Raw genomic sequence first — 16,950 nt, 5'->3', positions numbered from 1 at the left:
CATGCAAGAGCGATAGGAGTTTTCCTGCATCCTCGTCTAGTTTTTCTATACTTTTTACATAACGTAAGTTTAAGAATCTCTCTTTAGTAATGATAACGTTTTCTTTGTGATTTATAATAATAGTAACAAGCCTTGATTTACTATATTCAATTAAGTTTATAGGGGAGAGGTAAGAAATGGAATCCACACTTTCTTTAAACACATGGAAACGTTTTGTAAACGAAGGAGCACTTGAATCTTCAAGGTTAAACGACATCATTGTGAAATCGTGGCATCGCTGTAAAAGCGCAGATGTTAATCCTTACCTAGATAAAGGCAGATCGATTTTAAAAAACGAAGCTTTTCATTCTCGAAAACAAATGAACTCTTTATTTCTTGAGACGGCTTTGCCGCATTTAGAAAGAATCAGACAATCAGCGGCGGACTTAGGAATGGTTGCTTTATTAATTGACCCAGAAGGCTATATTTTATCTATTACAGGAAATAGACTTACACTGAATGAAGCAAGGAAAATTAATTTTGTGGAAGGTGCCTGTTGGACAGAAAAAGAAGTAGGCACGAATGCAATCGGTACGGCTCTGCAAACGGAAGAGCCCATTATGATAACGGGTACAGAACATTATTCAATTGCTTCGCATCAATGGAGCTGTTCGGCAGCGCCTGTTCGAAATGACGATGGAAATTTAATTGGGATTATTAATATTTCTTGTCCTGTAAACAGAGCTCACCCTTATACACTTGGAATGGTTACGTCCATTGCATATACAATTGAACGGGAGTTAAGCATTCGAATGCACAAAGACGAAATTGAGTTGGTTCATGCTTCTATGAATTTCGTCGATAGCAAGCAGCTCTTGTTGCTTTGCAATTACAAAGAAGTGATTGTGGGAGCAAGCAAAACCGTACGAGAATGTATACCAAAATGGTCAGGCCTGCAGTTAAATACGATTGTACAACAGGGATTTCGTATAGTGATGGAAGTGCCTGTAATTTCAAAAAGACACGGTCATTCTATTGGAAAGATTATTTATCTATCAGAAGAAGCGCACCATAACCAAACAGCTACACAGATCCCTGCTCAATCATTTTTTTTTAAAGGAGAAGCGGGCATAAGCCGTTCCTTTCAGCAAACACTAGAAGAAATAAAGCATGCGGCTCCTACGGATACAACGGTCTATGTTTTAGGTGAAACAGGTACTGGAAAAGAAGTAATAGCTCAAACAATTCATGAAAACAGCTCGCGTAAAAACGGACCTTTTATTGCTCTTAATTGTGGCGCCATTCCCAAGGAACTTATGGAAAGTGAATTATTTGGCTATGCAGAAGGAGCATTTACAGGAGCACGGCGTCAAGGATATCAAGGAAAGTTTGAGCAGGCTAATCACGGTACGATTTTTCTTGATGAAATAGGTGAGCTTCCTCATTCTATGCAGGTTTCTTTACTAAGAGTATTGCAAGAGCGCAAGATAACGCCTGTTGGAAGCAATCAGGAAATTCCGGTAGACATCCGGATTATTACCGCTACTCATCGAGATCTTCGTCAGCTTGTCAGTGAAGGGAAGTTTCGAGAAGATTTATATTACCGGCTTCACGTGTATCCCGTGCATGTTCCGCCTTTACGGGAAAGAAAAGAAGATATTCCGCATCTGATGCGCTACTTTTGTCAAAAAAATGATTGGAATATGAATTTCCCTAAAGAATTAGTGGATAAATTAATAGATTACCAGTGGCCCGGCAATATTCGAGAATTATTTAATGTACTTGAACGCTTGAAAATCTCACTAAACACGGAAGTAGAAAAAAAGAAGGTATTGAATTATTTAAGTTCTTTAAATCTTGGCAGTCAGAAGAGCATCTCCCACTTTGATACTTCACAAGAAATAGAAAAAAATGATTTTACGTCCTTACCCGCACTAACATTTCGTGAAAAAGTTCAAAAAGACTTAATGATGGATGCTTTACGTAAAACGCAGGGAAATGTGTCACTTGCCGCTAAGCTGTTAGATATACCAAGAAGTACATTTTACAATAGATTAAAAAAATTCAATTTGTAAGCTTAGAGTTTTTAGCTGTTTTAAATTTTTAAATAAGAATAGGAGCTGAGTAGAATGAAAGCATTAAGATGGCATGGCGTTAAAGATGTAAGGTTAGAACATATTGCAGAACCTACCGTCTCTCAAGGGAAAGTAAAAATTAAAGTAGAATGGTGTGGAATTTGCGGAAGTGATTTGCATGAGTACACGGCAGGACCCATTTTTATTCCTACAGAAGAACCTCATCCATTAAGCAAAGATAAAGCGCCGGTTGTGCTGGGGCATGAATTTTCTGGACAAGTTGTAGAAATCGGAGAAGGTATTACGAATATAGAAGTCGGAGACAGAGTAGTGGTAGAACCTATCTATGCATGCGGAAAGTGTGAAGGCTGTAAACAAGGAAAGTATAATCTTTGTAATAAAATGGGGTTTTATGGTCTTGCAGGAGGGGGCGGAGGTTTTTCTGAGTATGCCTCCATACCAGTAGAAATGATTCATAAAATACCAGAAGTGGTGTCTTACGAGCAAGGAGCTCTCGTAGAGCCTTCAGCTGTGGCTCTTCATGCTGTGCGCCAAAGCAAACTAAAGGTAGGAGATAAAGCCGCTGTATTTGGGACGGGGCCAATCGGTTTGTTAGTTATTGAAGCGTTGAAAGCATCGGGTGCATCTGAAATTTATGCGATTGAACTATCGGAACAGCGCAGACAGAAAGCTGAAGAACTTGGGGCGATTGCCATTAACCCGCAAGAATACGACCCCGTAGCAGAAGTACATAAGCGCACAGGCGGAGGTGTAGATGTTTCCTATGAAGTGACAAGTGTTCCCTTAGTTTTAACTCAAGCCATTAACTCTACTAAAAGTGGCGGAGAGACAATGATTGTTAGTATATTTGAAAAAGAAGCCTCCATTCATCCCCAAACAATCGTTTTACAAGAGCGTACAGTAACAGGTATTATTGGCTACCGCGATGTATTTCCAGCGGTTATTAGTTTAATGGCAAAAGGTTATTTTTCGGCTGATAAACTGGTGACAAAACGTATTAAACTAGAACATGTGATTGAAGAAGGTTTTGAGACATTGTTAAAAGAAAAAGAACAGGTGAAAATTTTAGTGAAAGCCGAATAAAAAAAGAGGCTGGGACAAAAGTATTCTAGACGAAGTAAAAAATAAACCATTGATCAAGATTTTTGATTAGTGGTTCGTTTTGTTTAAGTTCTTCTAGCCGTTTATTGGAGGGCAAGACGAAGACTCCTGCGGGAACAGCGGCCGCCTGCGGAAAGCGAACTCTTGCACGGAAATTAACTGCCGTGTCACAAGCGGTTCAGCTCTATCCTATTTGTTCGTCTTTAGATTCGATTCATTTTGTTATGTCTCAACCTCTTTAAATTGAATAAGGTAAGTATGGTTATTTTATTATCAGATTATTCTGTACTATATACAGTATATTGTATACAATATATAATCTAATCATTATCTAATTAATAAAATCAGAGGTGATGAGTGAATGACAGACAAACAGTTTAGAAATGTACAAGACGGAACAAAAGCGGTCTGGGCAGGAGAAAAAGAATCGCTTGCTTACAATGCCACTCAAGTTCCTGTCGTCTTCAGCGTAGCTTACAATTATGATGATGTAGACGAATGGCAAGAAGTTGCGTTAGGAAACAAACCAGGCTATACGTATAATCGCATGAGTAATCCTACGGTTAAAGCTTTTGAAGAAAAAGTTAGGATACTTGAAGAAGCAGAAGAAGCGGTCGCATTTTCCTCTGGCATGGCGGCTATTAGCAGCACATTATACACGTTTTTAAAACCGGGAGACCGCGTCGTATCGGTAAAAGATACATATGGAGGAACAAATAAAATCTTCACCGAGTTCCTTCCTAACATCGGAATTGATGTAACCTTATGCAATACAGGAAATCATGAAGAAATTGAAGCGGAAGTAAATAAAGGATGTAAAGTGCTATATTTAGAGTCACCTACAAATCCTACGATGAAAATTATTGATATTGAAAGAATAGCAAAAGCAGGAAAAGCAGTAGGGGCAGTCGTCATTATTGATAATACGTTTGCGACACCTATTAATCAAAACCCTCTTCAGTTAGGGGTAGATCTTGTCATTCACAGCGCAACAAAATTTTTAAGCGGACATGCGGATGCCTTAGGAGGGGCAGTATGCGGCTCTAAAGAATTAATGCAGCAGGTGTATCACTACCGTGAGATCAATGGCGCGACCATGGATCCCATGTCAGCGTATCTTATTTTAAGAGGAATGAAAACGTTAAAATTACGTATACGTCAACAAGAGCGAAGCGCTTTGGAAATTGCTAAATTTCTTCAAAAGAAAGAAGCGGTTGAAGCCGTCTATTATCCTGGATTGGAAACACATCCTCATCATCATATTGCCAAAAAACAAATGAAAGGCTTTGGCGGAATATTAAGCTTTGTTTTAAAAGGAGAAATGGAAGCTATTAAAATTTTGCTGCCAAAGTTAACGTATGCAAATAAAGCCGGCAATTTAGGAGCGGTTGAAACAATTTACGGACCAGCAAGAACGACTAGTCACGTAGAATGTACGCTTGAAGAACGTAAAGCTCTTGGAATATCCGAAGGACTGGTTCGCATATCTGTAGGAATTGAAGATACGGAAGATTTAATTGCAGACTTAGAACAAGCATTTGCTCACTTAGAATCCGCATCATCTATTAGTAATTAAAAAGACGCTTATTACTTTTTTTAATAAAAATAAAGTAAGTACTTCTTTTTAGTTGGTAGACACTTCTTCAGAATTGTAGAAATTTTGTGGAATAAAGCTGGTAAATTAAACTGTACGTGTATTTTTTCGTCTGATTTTGTAGGTATACTGATAAATTAGATGAAATAAAAATGTTTTTACGCGTTTTAAAAATAAACTAACTTACAACAGCCTACAAATAAGGAATGATAGTATGTCGAAACAAGAACAAGAAAGTGAATACACAATAAAAGATGCATCATTGTTTGGATTCAAATTAATGCAGGTAAGTAAAGCCATCTGGAGAGCTGCAGAAGATGACTGGGAGCAATGGGTGAAACCTTATGGTCTGAATGTAAATGAGCATCATATTTTATGTTTAGCTAGTAACACAGGAGAAATCTCTATGTCAGAGTTAGCTAATTTAGGAGCTATGCATATCTCTACAGCGTTTAATTTTTCGAAAAAATTAGAAAATCAAGGATATCTGCATTTGTCCAAAAGAGAAAATGATAAAAGAAACACCTACATCAAATTGACTGAAAGCGGAGAACAATTATTACTTGATACGCTCAAAGGGTATGAACCACATAACAGTAAGGTGTGCAAAGGCGCACTTCCTTTAAAAACGTTATACGGAAAATTTCCCGATTTTCCAGAGCTCGTAACCGTTGTTCGCCACGTTTGCGGCGGCGAGCTAGTGACCGTTGCTGACCAACCTTTTGTGAATATAAAAGAAGCGGGAATAGAAGAAAATGAAGATAAGAAAGAAGTCCAGCTAACTAGTAATTGAACGCAGTGAATAACAGGCGGAGCTGTTTTATACGTGAGAAATACGACGTATAAAACAGCTCTTTTTTATTTTTGGAATAATGATTCTCCATTATATTATGAGAAATTTAGGATAAGCTACCAGTAGTAAATTTTCTGAAGAGAAGGAGTGATTACCATGAATAAGTCAGACTCAATTTCTGTTTTTCAATTGATCCTTCTTTCAATGACGTTTATTGGCTTAAAAACTCATGTGATGCTCATATCTCCATTAATTAAAACGGCAGGACGAGATGCTTGGATTACCGTTCTTCTTACTTGTCTTTTAACGCTCATATGGGTTCCTTTACTCGTATATGTAAATAAAAAAACAAAAGGCGAACATCTTTTTCAATGGATGAAAAAACATATGAATAAGTCATTCACCAATGTCGTTATTTTTCTTACAATCGCTTATTTGACCATTATGGAGGTCGTCACTTTACGAGAGACAATTACGTGGATTAATATTATTTTTCTTCAGCGAACACCTTTAATTATCCTCGTTTTACTATTTGGTTTTACCTGTTGCTTACTTGCCGCTACGAGTATTAGAACGATTAGCATTGTAAACGTATTTCTTTTATTTTTTATTGTAATATTAGGTTTCTTTGTTTCTTTTACAAACTTTCAATTTAAAGATTATTCTTTATTGCAGCCAGTTTTAGAAAATGGCTATTTTCCTGTTATTAAAAGTATTGTATTTCAAGGATCGGGGATGGTAGAGCTGCTGCTGCTGCTCTTTTTACAGCATAAAGTACCGCAGCCTATACGCTATAAGCATTTAGCAGTGGCTGCAATTCTCTTAACAGGCCTTACGATTGGGCCTCTCATTGGAGCAATTACTGAATTTGGCCCTGTAGAAGCCTCTAAGCAACGTTTCCCTCCCTATGAAGAATGGGGAATTGCATCGCTTGGAAAGTTTATAGAGCATATCGACTTTCTATCTATTTATCAGTGGTTGTCGGGTACCTTTATCCGCATTTCGACCTTTCTTTTTATTATGAAAGAATTAGTTCCGTTTCAAAAAGGCCAAAAAAGGTTTCTTTTACTCGTTTTAGTGGTTATCACTGTATGTACGCTGGCTCCTATAACGGACTTTGCTTTTTCAAATCTTTTATTTTTTACAATCATACCGGCTACTTTCTGGTTATTTGTTGCTTTCTCTCTTTTCTTAGTAGTCATAGTCTTTCTATTTTCTCATAAAACAAGGAGGGGTAAGAGTGGAATTTTTTAAGAAGAAAGAAGGCGACAGCTCTAAAAAACAAGAGACGGAAAATCTTTTAAAAGGAAGTTCTTCTCGTGCTCAGATAATCAATGAATGTACATTAAGAGATTTATTTGGAAAATGCAGCGATATTAACTTTGAGACCGTTTATTTTTATAACAAACGAGTGCTTATGATTTATTGTACCGGTCTAGTTAGTACGGAAATGCTTTATGAAATGATTCCTAAAAAATTAGAGGAATGCTGCGCTAAGTTAGAGGGTGAAGTAGAAGGAGACAAGATCATAAAATTATTAAATCTTCCCTCAGTTTCTATCGTTCAAGATGAAGAACAGGCAGTTTCAGAAATTTTTTCCGGGAAATTATTCATTGATTTTGGATCACCACAATCTGTTGTGTCTATCGATATTTCGGACCGTCCTCAAAGAAGCCCAGAAGAAACGAAAAATGAAGTAACCATATTGGGTCCTAGAGATAATTTTATTGAAGACTTACCTGTCAATATTGCTTTAATTCGCAAGCGTCTTAAATCAGTTTCCTTGTTAACAAACTCTTTAGAGATTGGAAAACGAACAAAAACAAAAGTAAGCATTTTATACATGGAAGATGTAGCTGACAAGAAGATACTTGACGAAATTATGGAAAAGTTAGGGGATATCGATATCGACGGTATTTTCAGCGGAACACAGCTAGAAGAGCTCATTAATAAAAATCCGTATAGCTTTTTTCCTCGCCACGCTTATACAGGGAGACCTGATTTTGCGGTTCAATCTCTGTTAAATGGCCGGTTTATTATATTAATTGATGGAACCTCATATGCGTATGTTACACCTATTAACCTTTTTTACTTGTTAAAGGGATCTGAGGATAAAGAAAATACATATTTATACAGCTCCTTTGAGCGTATTCTTCGAATCTTCGGGCTTTCTATCGCTGCTTTTTTACCGGGTTTTTGGGTGGCAATGACGGCTTTTCATCAAAATCAGCTTCCGCTCAGCCTGTTAGCTACGATTGTGGAAGCAAGAAGAGGTGTCCCGTTTCCTACCTCTCTTGAGGCAATATTGATGCTTCTTTTATTTGAATTGTTTCGAGAGGCAGGGTTTAGACTGCCGACTTCTGTCGGGCAGACGCTCAGTGTAATCGGAGGGCTTATTATCGGTGATGCAGCCATTAGAGCCGGTTTAACCAGTCCCGCCATGCTTGTTGTTATTGCAGGTTCTACAATTGCTACGTTTACGCTAGCGAATCAGTCTCTTATAGGAACAATTTCACTAATCCGTTTTTTTTGTATTATCTGTGTCAGCATCCTAGGTTTTTTTGGATTTTTTATATCCATCTTTTTAGTTATGATCTATATTACAAACATTCGAACGTTTGGTGTGCCATATTTCGAGTTAGCAACCCGGTTAGACGCAAAAAATATTTTAAAATCTCTCTTCCGCCTTCCCGAAAGTAAAAAAGCAACAAGAGCTAGTATGCTTAACCCAAGCGATTCCACCCGCGAAAAAGGAGAAAGTTAGTGAAAAGGAATATAAGGAATTTACTTATACTTGTTATGAGCTCTTTTTTATTGTTTCTTTCGGGATGCTGGGATACGAATGAACCGGAACAAATGGTATATGCACAAGGAATGGGGGTAGATTTTAAAGATAACCGTTACGTTCTTTACCTGCAGACCATCAACTTAAGTTTATTAGCAAAATCCGAGGCAAGCGGTGCTGGCGCGGGTCAAGTCAAAGTAGAAGTTGGCTATGCAACAGGGAAAACAATCGATGAAGCTATTTTTAGATATTATCAAATTTCTCAGCGCAGAATCTTTTTTGGGCACTTAGCTTTCCTTGTTTTAACGGACGATGCGTTAAAGCATGGCGCTGTCAAATCGGCAGTAGATTTTTTAGATCGTTATCGGGAAACGAGATACAACATCTGGATGTATGCTACGAAAAGTCCTTTGAAAAAAACGTTGTTAGCTACGCCTATGTTCGAAGTATCGAACGCTCTTTCTCGCTTGAGCGATCCTAAAGTGATTTTTAAGCAAAACTCGTTTATTCCACCCATCGATTTAAGAGAGCTCATTATCCATCTTAATGAACCAAGTCATGAAGTAAATATTCCTCTCGTTCAGACTAAAGAACATTTAACAACGGATCAAAAAAGAGAAACAGCTATTCAAGTAAACGGAGCAGTGGCTATTACATCATCTGAATTAAAAGGAGTTTTTTCTGAGAATAAAATCAAAGGGCTTAGATGGATAACGGATGAATTTGTACGAGCTGGTTTACGGGTAAGGCTGCCTGATCATTCCGATATTGATCTTGTGGTAGACAAGAAAAAAGTAAAAATTGAACCTGTTATAAAAGGCAGTAATTTAACATTTAATATAAAAGTTCGTGCAAAAGCAACGATTTTAGTTATGCCGCAGCACGAAAAACTATCGATTATAAAAAAAGAAGCTGAACAGAAAATTAAGAAACAAATCATTGAAACGTATGCGCAAGGTTTAAGTATAAACAGTGATGTTTACAGGCTTTCTCATGTTATTTATAAAAAAGAACTGCGTAAATGGAAAGCTGTTCAAAACAACGGGGCAATTCCTTTAACAAAAGACTCAATAAACGTGAAGGTCAGCGTACAGGTTAAGCACGGAAACAAACAGCGAATAGGTCCGACTGTAAATTAAAATACTGAAAACCTGCATACCTCACCTGATAATGTTAAATCAAAAGTGGAAGAATAGATAAAATAGAAAAGACCAACCTAAGAACAAATCGAATTAGGAGATTATAGATGGAAACAATCAAACCAATTAAAATAGGTTCAAAAAAAACAAGCGTGAAAGAGAAATTAACAGCCCCTGAAATGGGTAAACTTTGGGCAACCTATATGGGCAACAGCATGTCTTCGTATATTTTAAGTTATTTTCTTGAACACGTTGAAGATCCTGATATAAAAAAGCTGTTACAGCATGCAAAAGGTTTAACGGAAGAATTTCAAAGTAACGTAAAAGACATTTTCACAAAAGAGAATGTGCCAATTCCATATGGATTTACGCAAGAAGATGTGAACCTAGGTGCTCCAAAGCTGTTTGAAGATGAATTTTACGTGCATTATTTAAAATATGCTGCTAAAGCGGGATTAAGCATTTACAGTATCGCACTGCCCCTAATGTATAGAGAAGATGTAAAGACATTTTTAACATATTGTATGAAAGCAACAATGGAACTGATGGAGCAAATAAAGGCAATCTTAATGGATAAAGGATTTATTATTAAGCCGCCAATTATTCCCGCACCAGAAAAAGTGAACATCGCTACTACTCATTATCTAAGCGGGTTTATAGGAGATGTTCGACCTTTGCATGCATTAGAAATTGCTCATCTATATGATAACATCGAGAATAATGTGACAAGCAAAGCCTTAATTTTGGCATTTAGTCAAGTTGTTAAAAGTGAAAAAATCCGTGCGCTATTTGTAAAAGGTGAAGATCTGACCAATAAAGCGGTAGAACGCTATATTGAAAAACTTCATCGAGATAATTTACCAGCGCCATCCTTTCTTGATCATTTAATTACTACTTCGACTTTTTCACCGTTTTCGGATAAATTGATGCTGTTTCATAAAATGGATATGTTCTCAATGAAAATGAGGGCTTTTGGAAATTCAGTAGCCGTCAATGGAAGACATGATTTGGCGCTGTTATATGGAAAATCAATGACAAATATCTCGAGGTTTGTAAAAGATGCAGCGGATATTATGATGGAAAACGGCTGGATGGAAACACCACCGGCAGCGGTAGATAGAAATCATTTAAACTCCAACTAATTAAATAACTTGCTTTAAAATATGTAAAAGTTCTTAACCTATATAGCTCTAATGAATAAAAAACACACAAAATCTGGACATCTGTTTTGTGTGTTTTTTATTTGAAGAGAGGAAAAGAAGTTAATTCTGTTTTTATATTTGCTGTTCATTAAACTAAACCAATTTATGATTACAATTTGTATAGGAGCTTAATGTCTCCATGTATAAAAAAATGTTATTTATTTGCTGCTCATTATTTTATAGAAATTACTATACATTTATAAGAGATTAAAAAGAAATTAAAGAAATTATAAACATTGCTAAAACTTATATGGATAAAAGCCTTCTGCTGACTAAGGTTATAAGGAATGAAGCCATCAAAAAAACTGCCGCTTACTACAAGAATTTCCACGAAAACATATAGGATTTTTTTATAACAGCTATATTTTCTACGCAGTAGTTCGGAAAATAACGTTTATTTATTGTATTTTTTGTTCATTTAGTTGATTTTTTTCATGAAAACGAAAATCATTATCATTTAAAGGTATTTATTATAGCTGAGAGACATTTATGTTTTAGTAAGTGAAAGAGAAAGAAAGAATGGAAGGAAAATAGAGTAGAAATGAGTAAAAAAAGGCATAACAAAAAAGAGTATTATAGAGCGTTAATTTTTGCCTGATAATACCCGTTGGCAATTTTGCGGATATACGTAAAGAAATTTGACTCCATTTCATGCACAAGAGGGCGAAATGCATCCATACTTTCTTCTATGTAAGTTTGTTGTAGGTAACGCTGAACGGACGTTAATGATTTTTCGATTATATCTAACCCAAACTCATGTACAATGGAATGAATATCTTCTTTTTTAATGGAATAATGACCAAAAGATTTAAAGAAATTCTTAAACTGAGCAAATGCATGCTCTCCACGGATTTTTTCGATTTCTTTTTGCTTTTTACTATCATGAGCACCAGTTAAATTAAAGCTTAAAATAAAACCATCCTTGATTTTTTCAATAATTGATTTTCTTGGCTGCTTTTCTTCTAATAATGTTTTGACACAATCATCTTTTTCTAGTATATCGATGCGGAAAATTGTACTCAATTTACTAGCCATTTCTTTAATAGCAGCTTTATAGCCAATGTATTTTGGAAGAATGTGTTTTACCTCAGTGTAAGATAAAAGTGCTTCTGAATCTTTCTTTACGTTTACATCAGATTCGTATACGTACAACGCACGTAAAGCCAGACGCAGCATGTTGATATTTTTAATAGCCAGCAGTTGATAAATCACTTCCATCGAAACAGAAGTATAACCACCTTTTGAAGTATATGTATTGTGATCTTCATCAAGCATTTCAGGATTATATGATATGTTTTGAACATCAGCAGCTTCTTTTATATGTAAATCTAAAAAATCCTCTAAATAGTTGTTTAAAGAAACTTGAATATAGTCTCCCCATAAACGATCCCAGCGAATGATGTCATAGTCTTCTAAAAGCTTATTATTATTTTGAACGGTCCGAACGGAACATTGGATTGTATTAGCCAGTTCTTGCTCAGAAATAATTGAAATATGACCCTGGCTGTTACATTTGGCTACGTAAGCTAAAATTTGCTTCATCAGAGAACCTGTCCACTTTATATCTACAAAGTTTTTTGCAAGACCAAATGAATGTTTTTCATAGTAATAGCTATTGTCTCGTTTCGTGTTTCTATTTAAGCCGCTCATGACAATCAGCAGCTTATTTGCTATAAGGGTGTGCCGTTTTAGTGACAGCTTTTGTACACTCATGTAGTTACCTCCTTTCCAAAACTATATACGTCGTCTTTTACAGTATAGACACAGTCATATAGGCTGTAAAATGACATATTTGCACGGGAAAATGGTGCATTTTTTTAGAATACTAGTGATACCAAGGGATGAAACATCTATTTACAAGGTGACATATTTGCACGGAGATGTGGAGCAAAAATAGTTTTATATTTTATAAACGTTGATAAAACAGCATTCTTAAGCTAAATGTCGTATTGTGACGGATGAAATACACAAAATGCGACAAATTCAAAAAAATTTTGATGTAAAAATGACATATTTGCACGGAGAATAGGAGCAAAAATAATAAAAGTAAAGATTCAGGTAAGAAAGTGACACATTTGCACGGAAAATAGGGACAAAAAAAAGAAAAATACCCTTTTTTGAGACACAAAAAGTTCACATTTTCAAAGGGGATAAACAAACATTTGCAGAGAAAATAGCGTTTTTTTAAGAAAATGACATGTTTGCACGGAAATCTGGAGCAAAAAACACTTTTGCACGGAGATGTGGAGCAAAAATTGGAGAAAATGAAGAGGGAAAGTCGCTGTCACAAGAAAATTTATGTAAAAGTGGCATATTTGCACGGAAGATTGGAGCCAAACTTATAGTAAATGCAGTATAGAAAGAAAAACGACACATTTGCACGGGAATCTGGAGCAAAAAGCAATTATAACGATTTTTTCAGACACGAAAAGTTCACAAAATGACGGGTAAGGTGAAGTTTAACTGCCATATTAGCAGGGGAAATAATATGTTTACATGGAGAATTGGAGCAAAAAAACACTTTTGCACGGAAATGTGGAGCAAAAAGTGCGGTAACTAATAGTAGATAGATAAAAAGAATGCCCTTATAAAGATTATAAGGGCATTCTTTTTTAGCCTATAGAACTTGTTACGTTTTGATAAATAGAAAGGGGAGCATATTCGTAATCACCGGCTAATAAGTCTTTTACTTCACTTTCTCCCACAGGAATAAAGGTAATCTGAAACACTTGGCCTACTCTTTTATAAGATTGAACAGCTAGTTTTTGTTCGACTAGCTCATCTAAGGCTGTTTCAATTTCGACAAGGTTTTCTTTTTTTCGTCTTTTTCGAAAGCGGACTCTTGTCGAAAAATATAAATAATCTCTTGTGACATTGTATGAAGATTTTGTTTCATAGCAAATGAGACGCTCTTTTTGCATAACGAATAGCAAATGATAAGCGGCGTCTAAACTTAATTTTTCTACTTTATTTTTATAAATACGCACCGTTTGGCGTTGAATATAGTCTCTATATATCACTTCGTTGACGTGAATTTCAGCAATTCGCGTTCCGTTCGGCATCGTAGTAATATCCACAAAGTCAAAAATACCGTAGGCAATTTTCTTATTATGCTGTACTTTTGTCATGCTGTAGTGCTTCATTTTTGTAATTCTTTCTTCTATCATTTGATAGTTGCGCTTACTGTCTGTTTTATAAAGTGCTTTCACAAGGTCACCAATTTTTACGTTAATGATTTTCTGTGTAGCGAACAACTCGTCGCGCTGGCTCATGATTTCTAAAAACACTTTATAATCAAACCGATCTAAATCACTAATCTTGTTTCCATTTTCTTCAGCGTATTCTTTTTCTATTAACAATTCGTAATCTGTCCCGTCTTCAGAGTTATAAGTACTTAAGAAATATTCTTTTCCTTCTTTCTCTAATAGGGGTTGCTCGACGAGAAGCTTTGCTCTTGAGTTAGAGAAAAAAGGGTTCTCTACAGTTGAAAAAGGGCTTTCAATAATACTATGATTTCCGTTTTGAAAGCTTGGGTCCAGTATGGTCAGCCCAATAATAATAGATATATCCGTATGGATTGCTTTTTCTCGCTGGGTCTTGGTTTTTTGATGAATATAAGGATAATCCGTTAAGAAGAAGCTATCTTCTTGACTCCATTCACGTAGAATACCAATTCGTTTATCAATGACTTCTTCCGGAGATGATACGTTTTCAAACTGTTTGCAAAAGAGTTCTTTTCCGTTCGTTTTATAATAAGCTGTTAGCGCTTTGTATTCTCCAATCAGCTCTTTATTCTTCTTGGGCTTTTTTTGCTCATAATCGCGTATAGCAGCATCTAACCATCTGCGTTTCGTACGATTGAGAAAGTCTTTTTTTAAAATCCTCAACGCCTCGTTTACATCTTTATTTTCAAAGTGCTGCTGATAAAGAGGGAGGATGGTGCTTTCTAAATCACTTTTTATACTTTCATTATAAACAGATAAGAGGCGTAATTTAGATACTCTATCAATGACTTCGCGTATGAGTAAAGATGAATAATCCATACACATCTAACCTCCTTAACCTTAAGTTAGTCATTTTAATTCTTAGTTGGATAGTGGTTTTAAATCTATTGTAATGCACGAAAGTTCGATGCTACAAACAAAAGACGGCTACTATCTATAGTCTATTTTTCATTATACACGTGCAAAGCAGGAGAAGGGGGAGATTTTCTCATTTTCTTTTTTAGTCATCTGCATTTTGTCATGAAGTATCTATATTTGTCGTGTAGCTTATGTACGGAGAATAGCCGTGTCCGCAAGACTGCTAATTCTGCTACCGAGTTTAATGGACTGATAGAAAGTATCTCAAAATAAAAGGTTATCAGCGACTAAAAGAGAATACTTTGTAAAACTACTAAATCCATACCGGAGGTCATAAATGAACCCTATATTAAATGAAGTAGGCACGGTTTTTATTCCTGTAAAGGACATAAAAAAAGCACGAGATTGGTATTGTGACATACTAGGTTTAATAGCAGATGGAGACATTTTATATGATCATTTATATGTGATACCTATGAATGGAACCGGAATTGTATTAGATAGCAAAACTTATTCAAAAAATACGCTTTTTAAAACGCCAGCATTTCATTTGAATACAAACGATATCAAAGAAGCTTATGAATATATGAAACAGAAAAAAGTAGAGCTAACGACAGGAATTCAACACAATCATTGGTTTACATTTAAAGATCCGGATGGAAATCATCTGATGGTGTGTCAGTGCTGAACTCATGGGAAGATAAAAGACATTAAGACATAACGAAATTACCTCAATCTAAAGACAAACAAATGGGATAAAGGAGTTGAACCGCTTGTGACACCACTGTTGAGTTCCGTGCAAGAGTTCGCTTTTCGCTGGCAGGCGATGATCCTCCTCAATCCTTCCGCTTTTCACGAAGAAGTCTTCGCCTTGCTCTCCAATCAACAGCCAGAAGTAGCTGCACGAAACTTACGTCCAATATGACAACAAAAAATCCGAACTATTAATCTAATCTGATTAATAGTTCGGATTTAACTTCAACTAAAATAACTTTATACCAGCCTCTTTATTGGCTTGCTTTTGCGTTTTATAGCTTGACAGATTTGTTTCTGAATTGAATCATTCTTACAATATTTATCACAATTGTTTTTGTTACAGCATAAGCCGGAATCGCTAAGATCATTCCGAGTATTCCTGCAATATTACCAGCAACAAGCAATAAAATAATAATCGTTAAAGGATGAGTGTTTAATTTCTTTCCAATTACCAGCGGAGAAATAATGTTCCCATCTAGCTGTTGAACGATTACGACGACGATAATTACTAATATCGCTTTTGTAGGAGAGTATAATAAACCTACGATTAAAGCGGGTGCTACGCCAATAAAAGGGCCGACGTACGGGATAATATTAGTAAGGGCTCCTATTAGTGCTAGTATCAATGCATAAGGCAACCCGATGATGAGGTAACCAATGAATGTACTAATACCGACAAACAAACAAACGAGCATTTGGCCTTGAATATAAGTAGCTAGCGTATTTGTTGTTTCTTTCATTGTACGTAACGTTTCTTTTCGGTAAGAAGCAGGAACCATACGCAGCGTATTTTTACGAAGTTTATGGCTGTCTTTAAGCATATAAAAAAGAATGAAAGGAACGGTTACAACCGTAAGTGTAATATTGGTTACGACGCTTAAAACAGATGAAATACTGTTTGTGAGATTCGTAGGTAAAGTAGACGCGTAGTTTAAAAGTGACTCTTCAATATGATCGAGCGACACATATTTTTGTTCAACGAGCCAGTTAAACCATCTTGAGTTAGATAAATCATTTATGTACTCTCTCGTTTCTACAATATAAGACGGAATATTTTTAGCCAAATCAGTTAATTGTTTAGATAAAGTAGGTCCCACACCGCCTACAATAGAAGCAATTACGCCGATAAAAACAACATATAATAGTAAAATGGCCAGTGTTTTTGGCACTTTTTTCCTTGTGAGAAATGACACAATTGGTTCGAATAAAAAGAAAAGAAAACCAGCTACGAGAATAGGGAAAAACAAAGTGGAGATAAACACACCGATTGGTAGAAAAACAAACGAAATATGTTTACAAATGTAAATCAGTAAAGCAATCATTAATAGTTCTAATGTCCAAAAATGCAGTTTCGATTTAAACAAAAAGGTACCCTCTTTCTTTACTATTTTTTACTATCATACATCAAAAAAGAAACCCACTG

At 35.9% G+C, this 16,950-nt stretch carries 12 protein-coding genes; 9 read left to right on the top strand and 3 right to left on the bottom strand.

Translation table 11 applies throughout. From position 1 onward, the window contains the following. Positions 1-176 precede the first annotated feature (176 nt). The 8 genes from AC1D0Y_RS14285 (at position 177) to AC1D0Y_RS14250 (ending at position 10,629) form a co-directional block, all read left to right on the top strand. Positions 177-2,054, top strand: a complete 1,878-nt coding sequence (locus tag AC1D0Y_RS14285) for a sigma-54-dependent Fis family transcriptional regulator (protein WP_477707717.1) — start codon at positions 177-179, stop codon at positions 2,052-2,054. 54 nt (positions 2,055-2,108) lie between these two features. After that, positions 2,109-3,158 (top strand): 2,3-butanediol dehydrogenase, encoded by a 1,050-nt coding sequence (locus tag AC1D0Y_RS14280; RefSeq protein ID WP_060747463.1) that lies wholly within the window; start codon positions 2,109-2,111, stop codon positions 3,156-3,158. A 379-nt stretch (positions 3,159-3,537) separates the two neighbouring features. Continuing rightward, entirely contained in the window at positions 3,538-4,752 is a 1,215-nt protein-coding gene (locus tag AC1D0Y_RS14275; protein ID WP_477707716.1) for a cystathionine gamma-synthase family protein, read from the top strand. A gap of 232 nt (positions 4,753-4,984) precedes the next feature. After that, the gene (locus tag AC1D0Y_RS14270) at positions 4,985-5,563 is read left to right on the top strand and encodes an HTH-type transcriptional regulator Hpr (RefSeq protein ID WP_060747461.1); all 579 of its coding nucleotides are present in this window, start codon (positions 4,985-4,987) and stop codon (positions 5,561-5,563) included. A 156-nt stretch (positions 5,564-5,719) separates the two neighbouring features. Continuing rightward, a complete protein-coding gene (locus tag AC1D0Y_RS14265; protein WP_028408867.1) occupies positions 5,720-6,817 on the top strand; it encodes an endospore germination permease in 1,098 nt (365 codons plus the stop codon). After that, the gene (locus AC1D0Y_RS14260) at positions 6,804-8,327 is read left to right on the top strand and encodes a spore germination protein (RefSeq protein WP_098331574.1); all 1,524 of its coding nucleotides are present in this window, start codon (positions 6,804-6,806) and stop codon (positions 8,325-8,327) included. The genes AC1D0Y_RS14265 and AC1D0Y_RS14260 overlap by 14 nt, the downstream gene beginning before the upstream one ends. After that, positions 8,327-9,487: a Ger(x)C family spore germination protein gene (locus AC1D0Y_RS14255; protein WP_477707715.1), complete on the top strand. Its 1,161-nt coding sequence runs from the start codon at positions 8,327-8,329 to the stop codon at positions 9,485-9,487. The genes AC1D0Y_RS14260 and AC1D0Y_RS14255 overlap by 1 nt, the downstream gene beginning before the upstream one ends. Before the next feature lie 107 nt (positions 9,488-9,594). Then, positions 9,595-10,629 (top strand): DUF3231 family protein, encoded by a 1,035-nt coding sequence (locus AC1D0Y_RS14250; RefSeq protein ID WP_264388007.1) that lies wholly within the window; start codon positions 9,595-9,597, stop codon positions 10,627-10,629. Positions 10,630-11,262: 633 nt separating this feature from the next. On the opposite strand, the gene AC1D0Y_RS14245 is transcribed toward AC1D0Y_RS14250, so the two are convergent. Next, complete coding sequence (locus AC1D0Y_RS14245; protein WP_060747457.1) at positions 11,263-12,402, bottom strand: hypothetical protein; 1,140 nt, start codon at positions 12,400-12,402, stop codon at positions 11,263-11,265. Positions 12,403-13,301: 899 nt separating this feature from the next. Then, positions 13,302-14,732, bottom strand: a complete 1,431-nt coding sequence (locus tag AC1D0Y_RS14240; RefSeq protein WP_014460532.1) for a hypothetical protein — start codon at positions 14,730-14,732, stop codon at positions 13,302-13,304. Positions 14,733-15,108: 376 nt separating this feature from the next. On the opposite strand from AC1D0Y_RS14240, the gene AC1D0Y_RS14235 reads away from it, so the two are divergent. After that, positions 15,109-15,459, top strand: coding sequence for a VOC family protein (locus tag AC1D0Y_RS14235; protein ID WP_013056601.1), 351 nt, complete (start codon positions 15,109-15,111; stop codon positions 15,457-15,459). A 340-nt stretch (positions 15,460-15,799) separates the two neighbouring features. Here AC1D0Y_RS14235 and AC1D0Y_RS14230 read toward each other — a convergent pair whose 3' ends face one another. Continuing rightward, on the bottom strand, positions 15,800-16,891 hold the full coding sequence (locus AC1D0Y_RS14230; protein WP_016763781.1) for an AI-2E family transporter: 1,092 nt from the start codon (positions 16,889-16,891) through the stop codon (positions 15,800-15,802). Positions 16,892-16,950 lie beyond the last annotated feature (59 nt).

This window comes from Priestia sp. P1_B12_1 (genome assembly GCF_056406695.1).
Note: the sequence above shows the minus strand (reverse complement) of the source record. Positions and strands in the feature narration are given on the sequence as shown.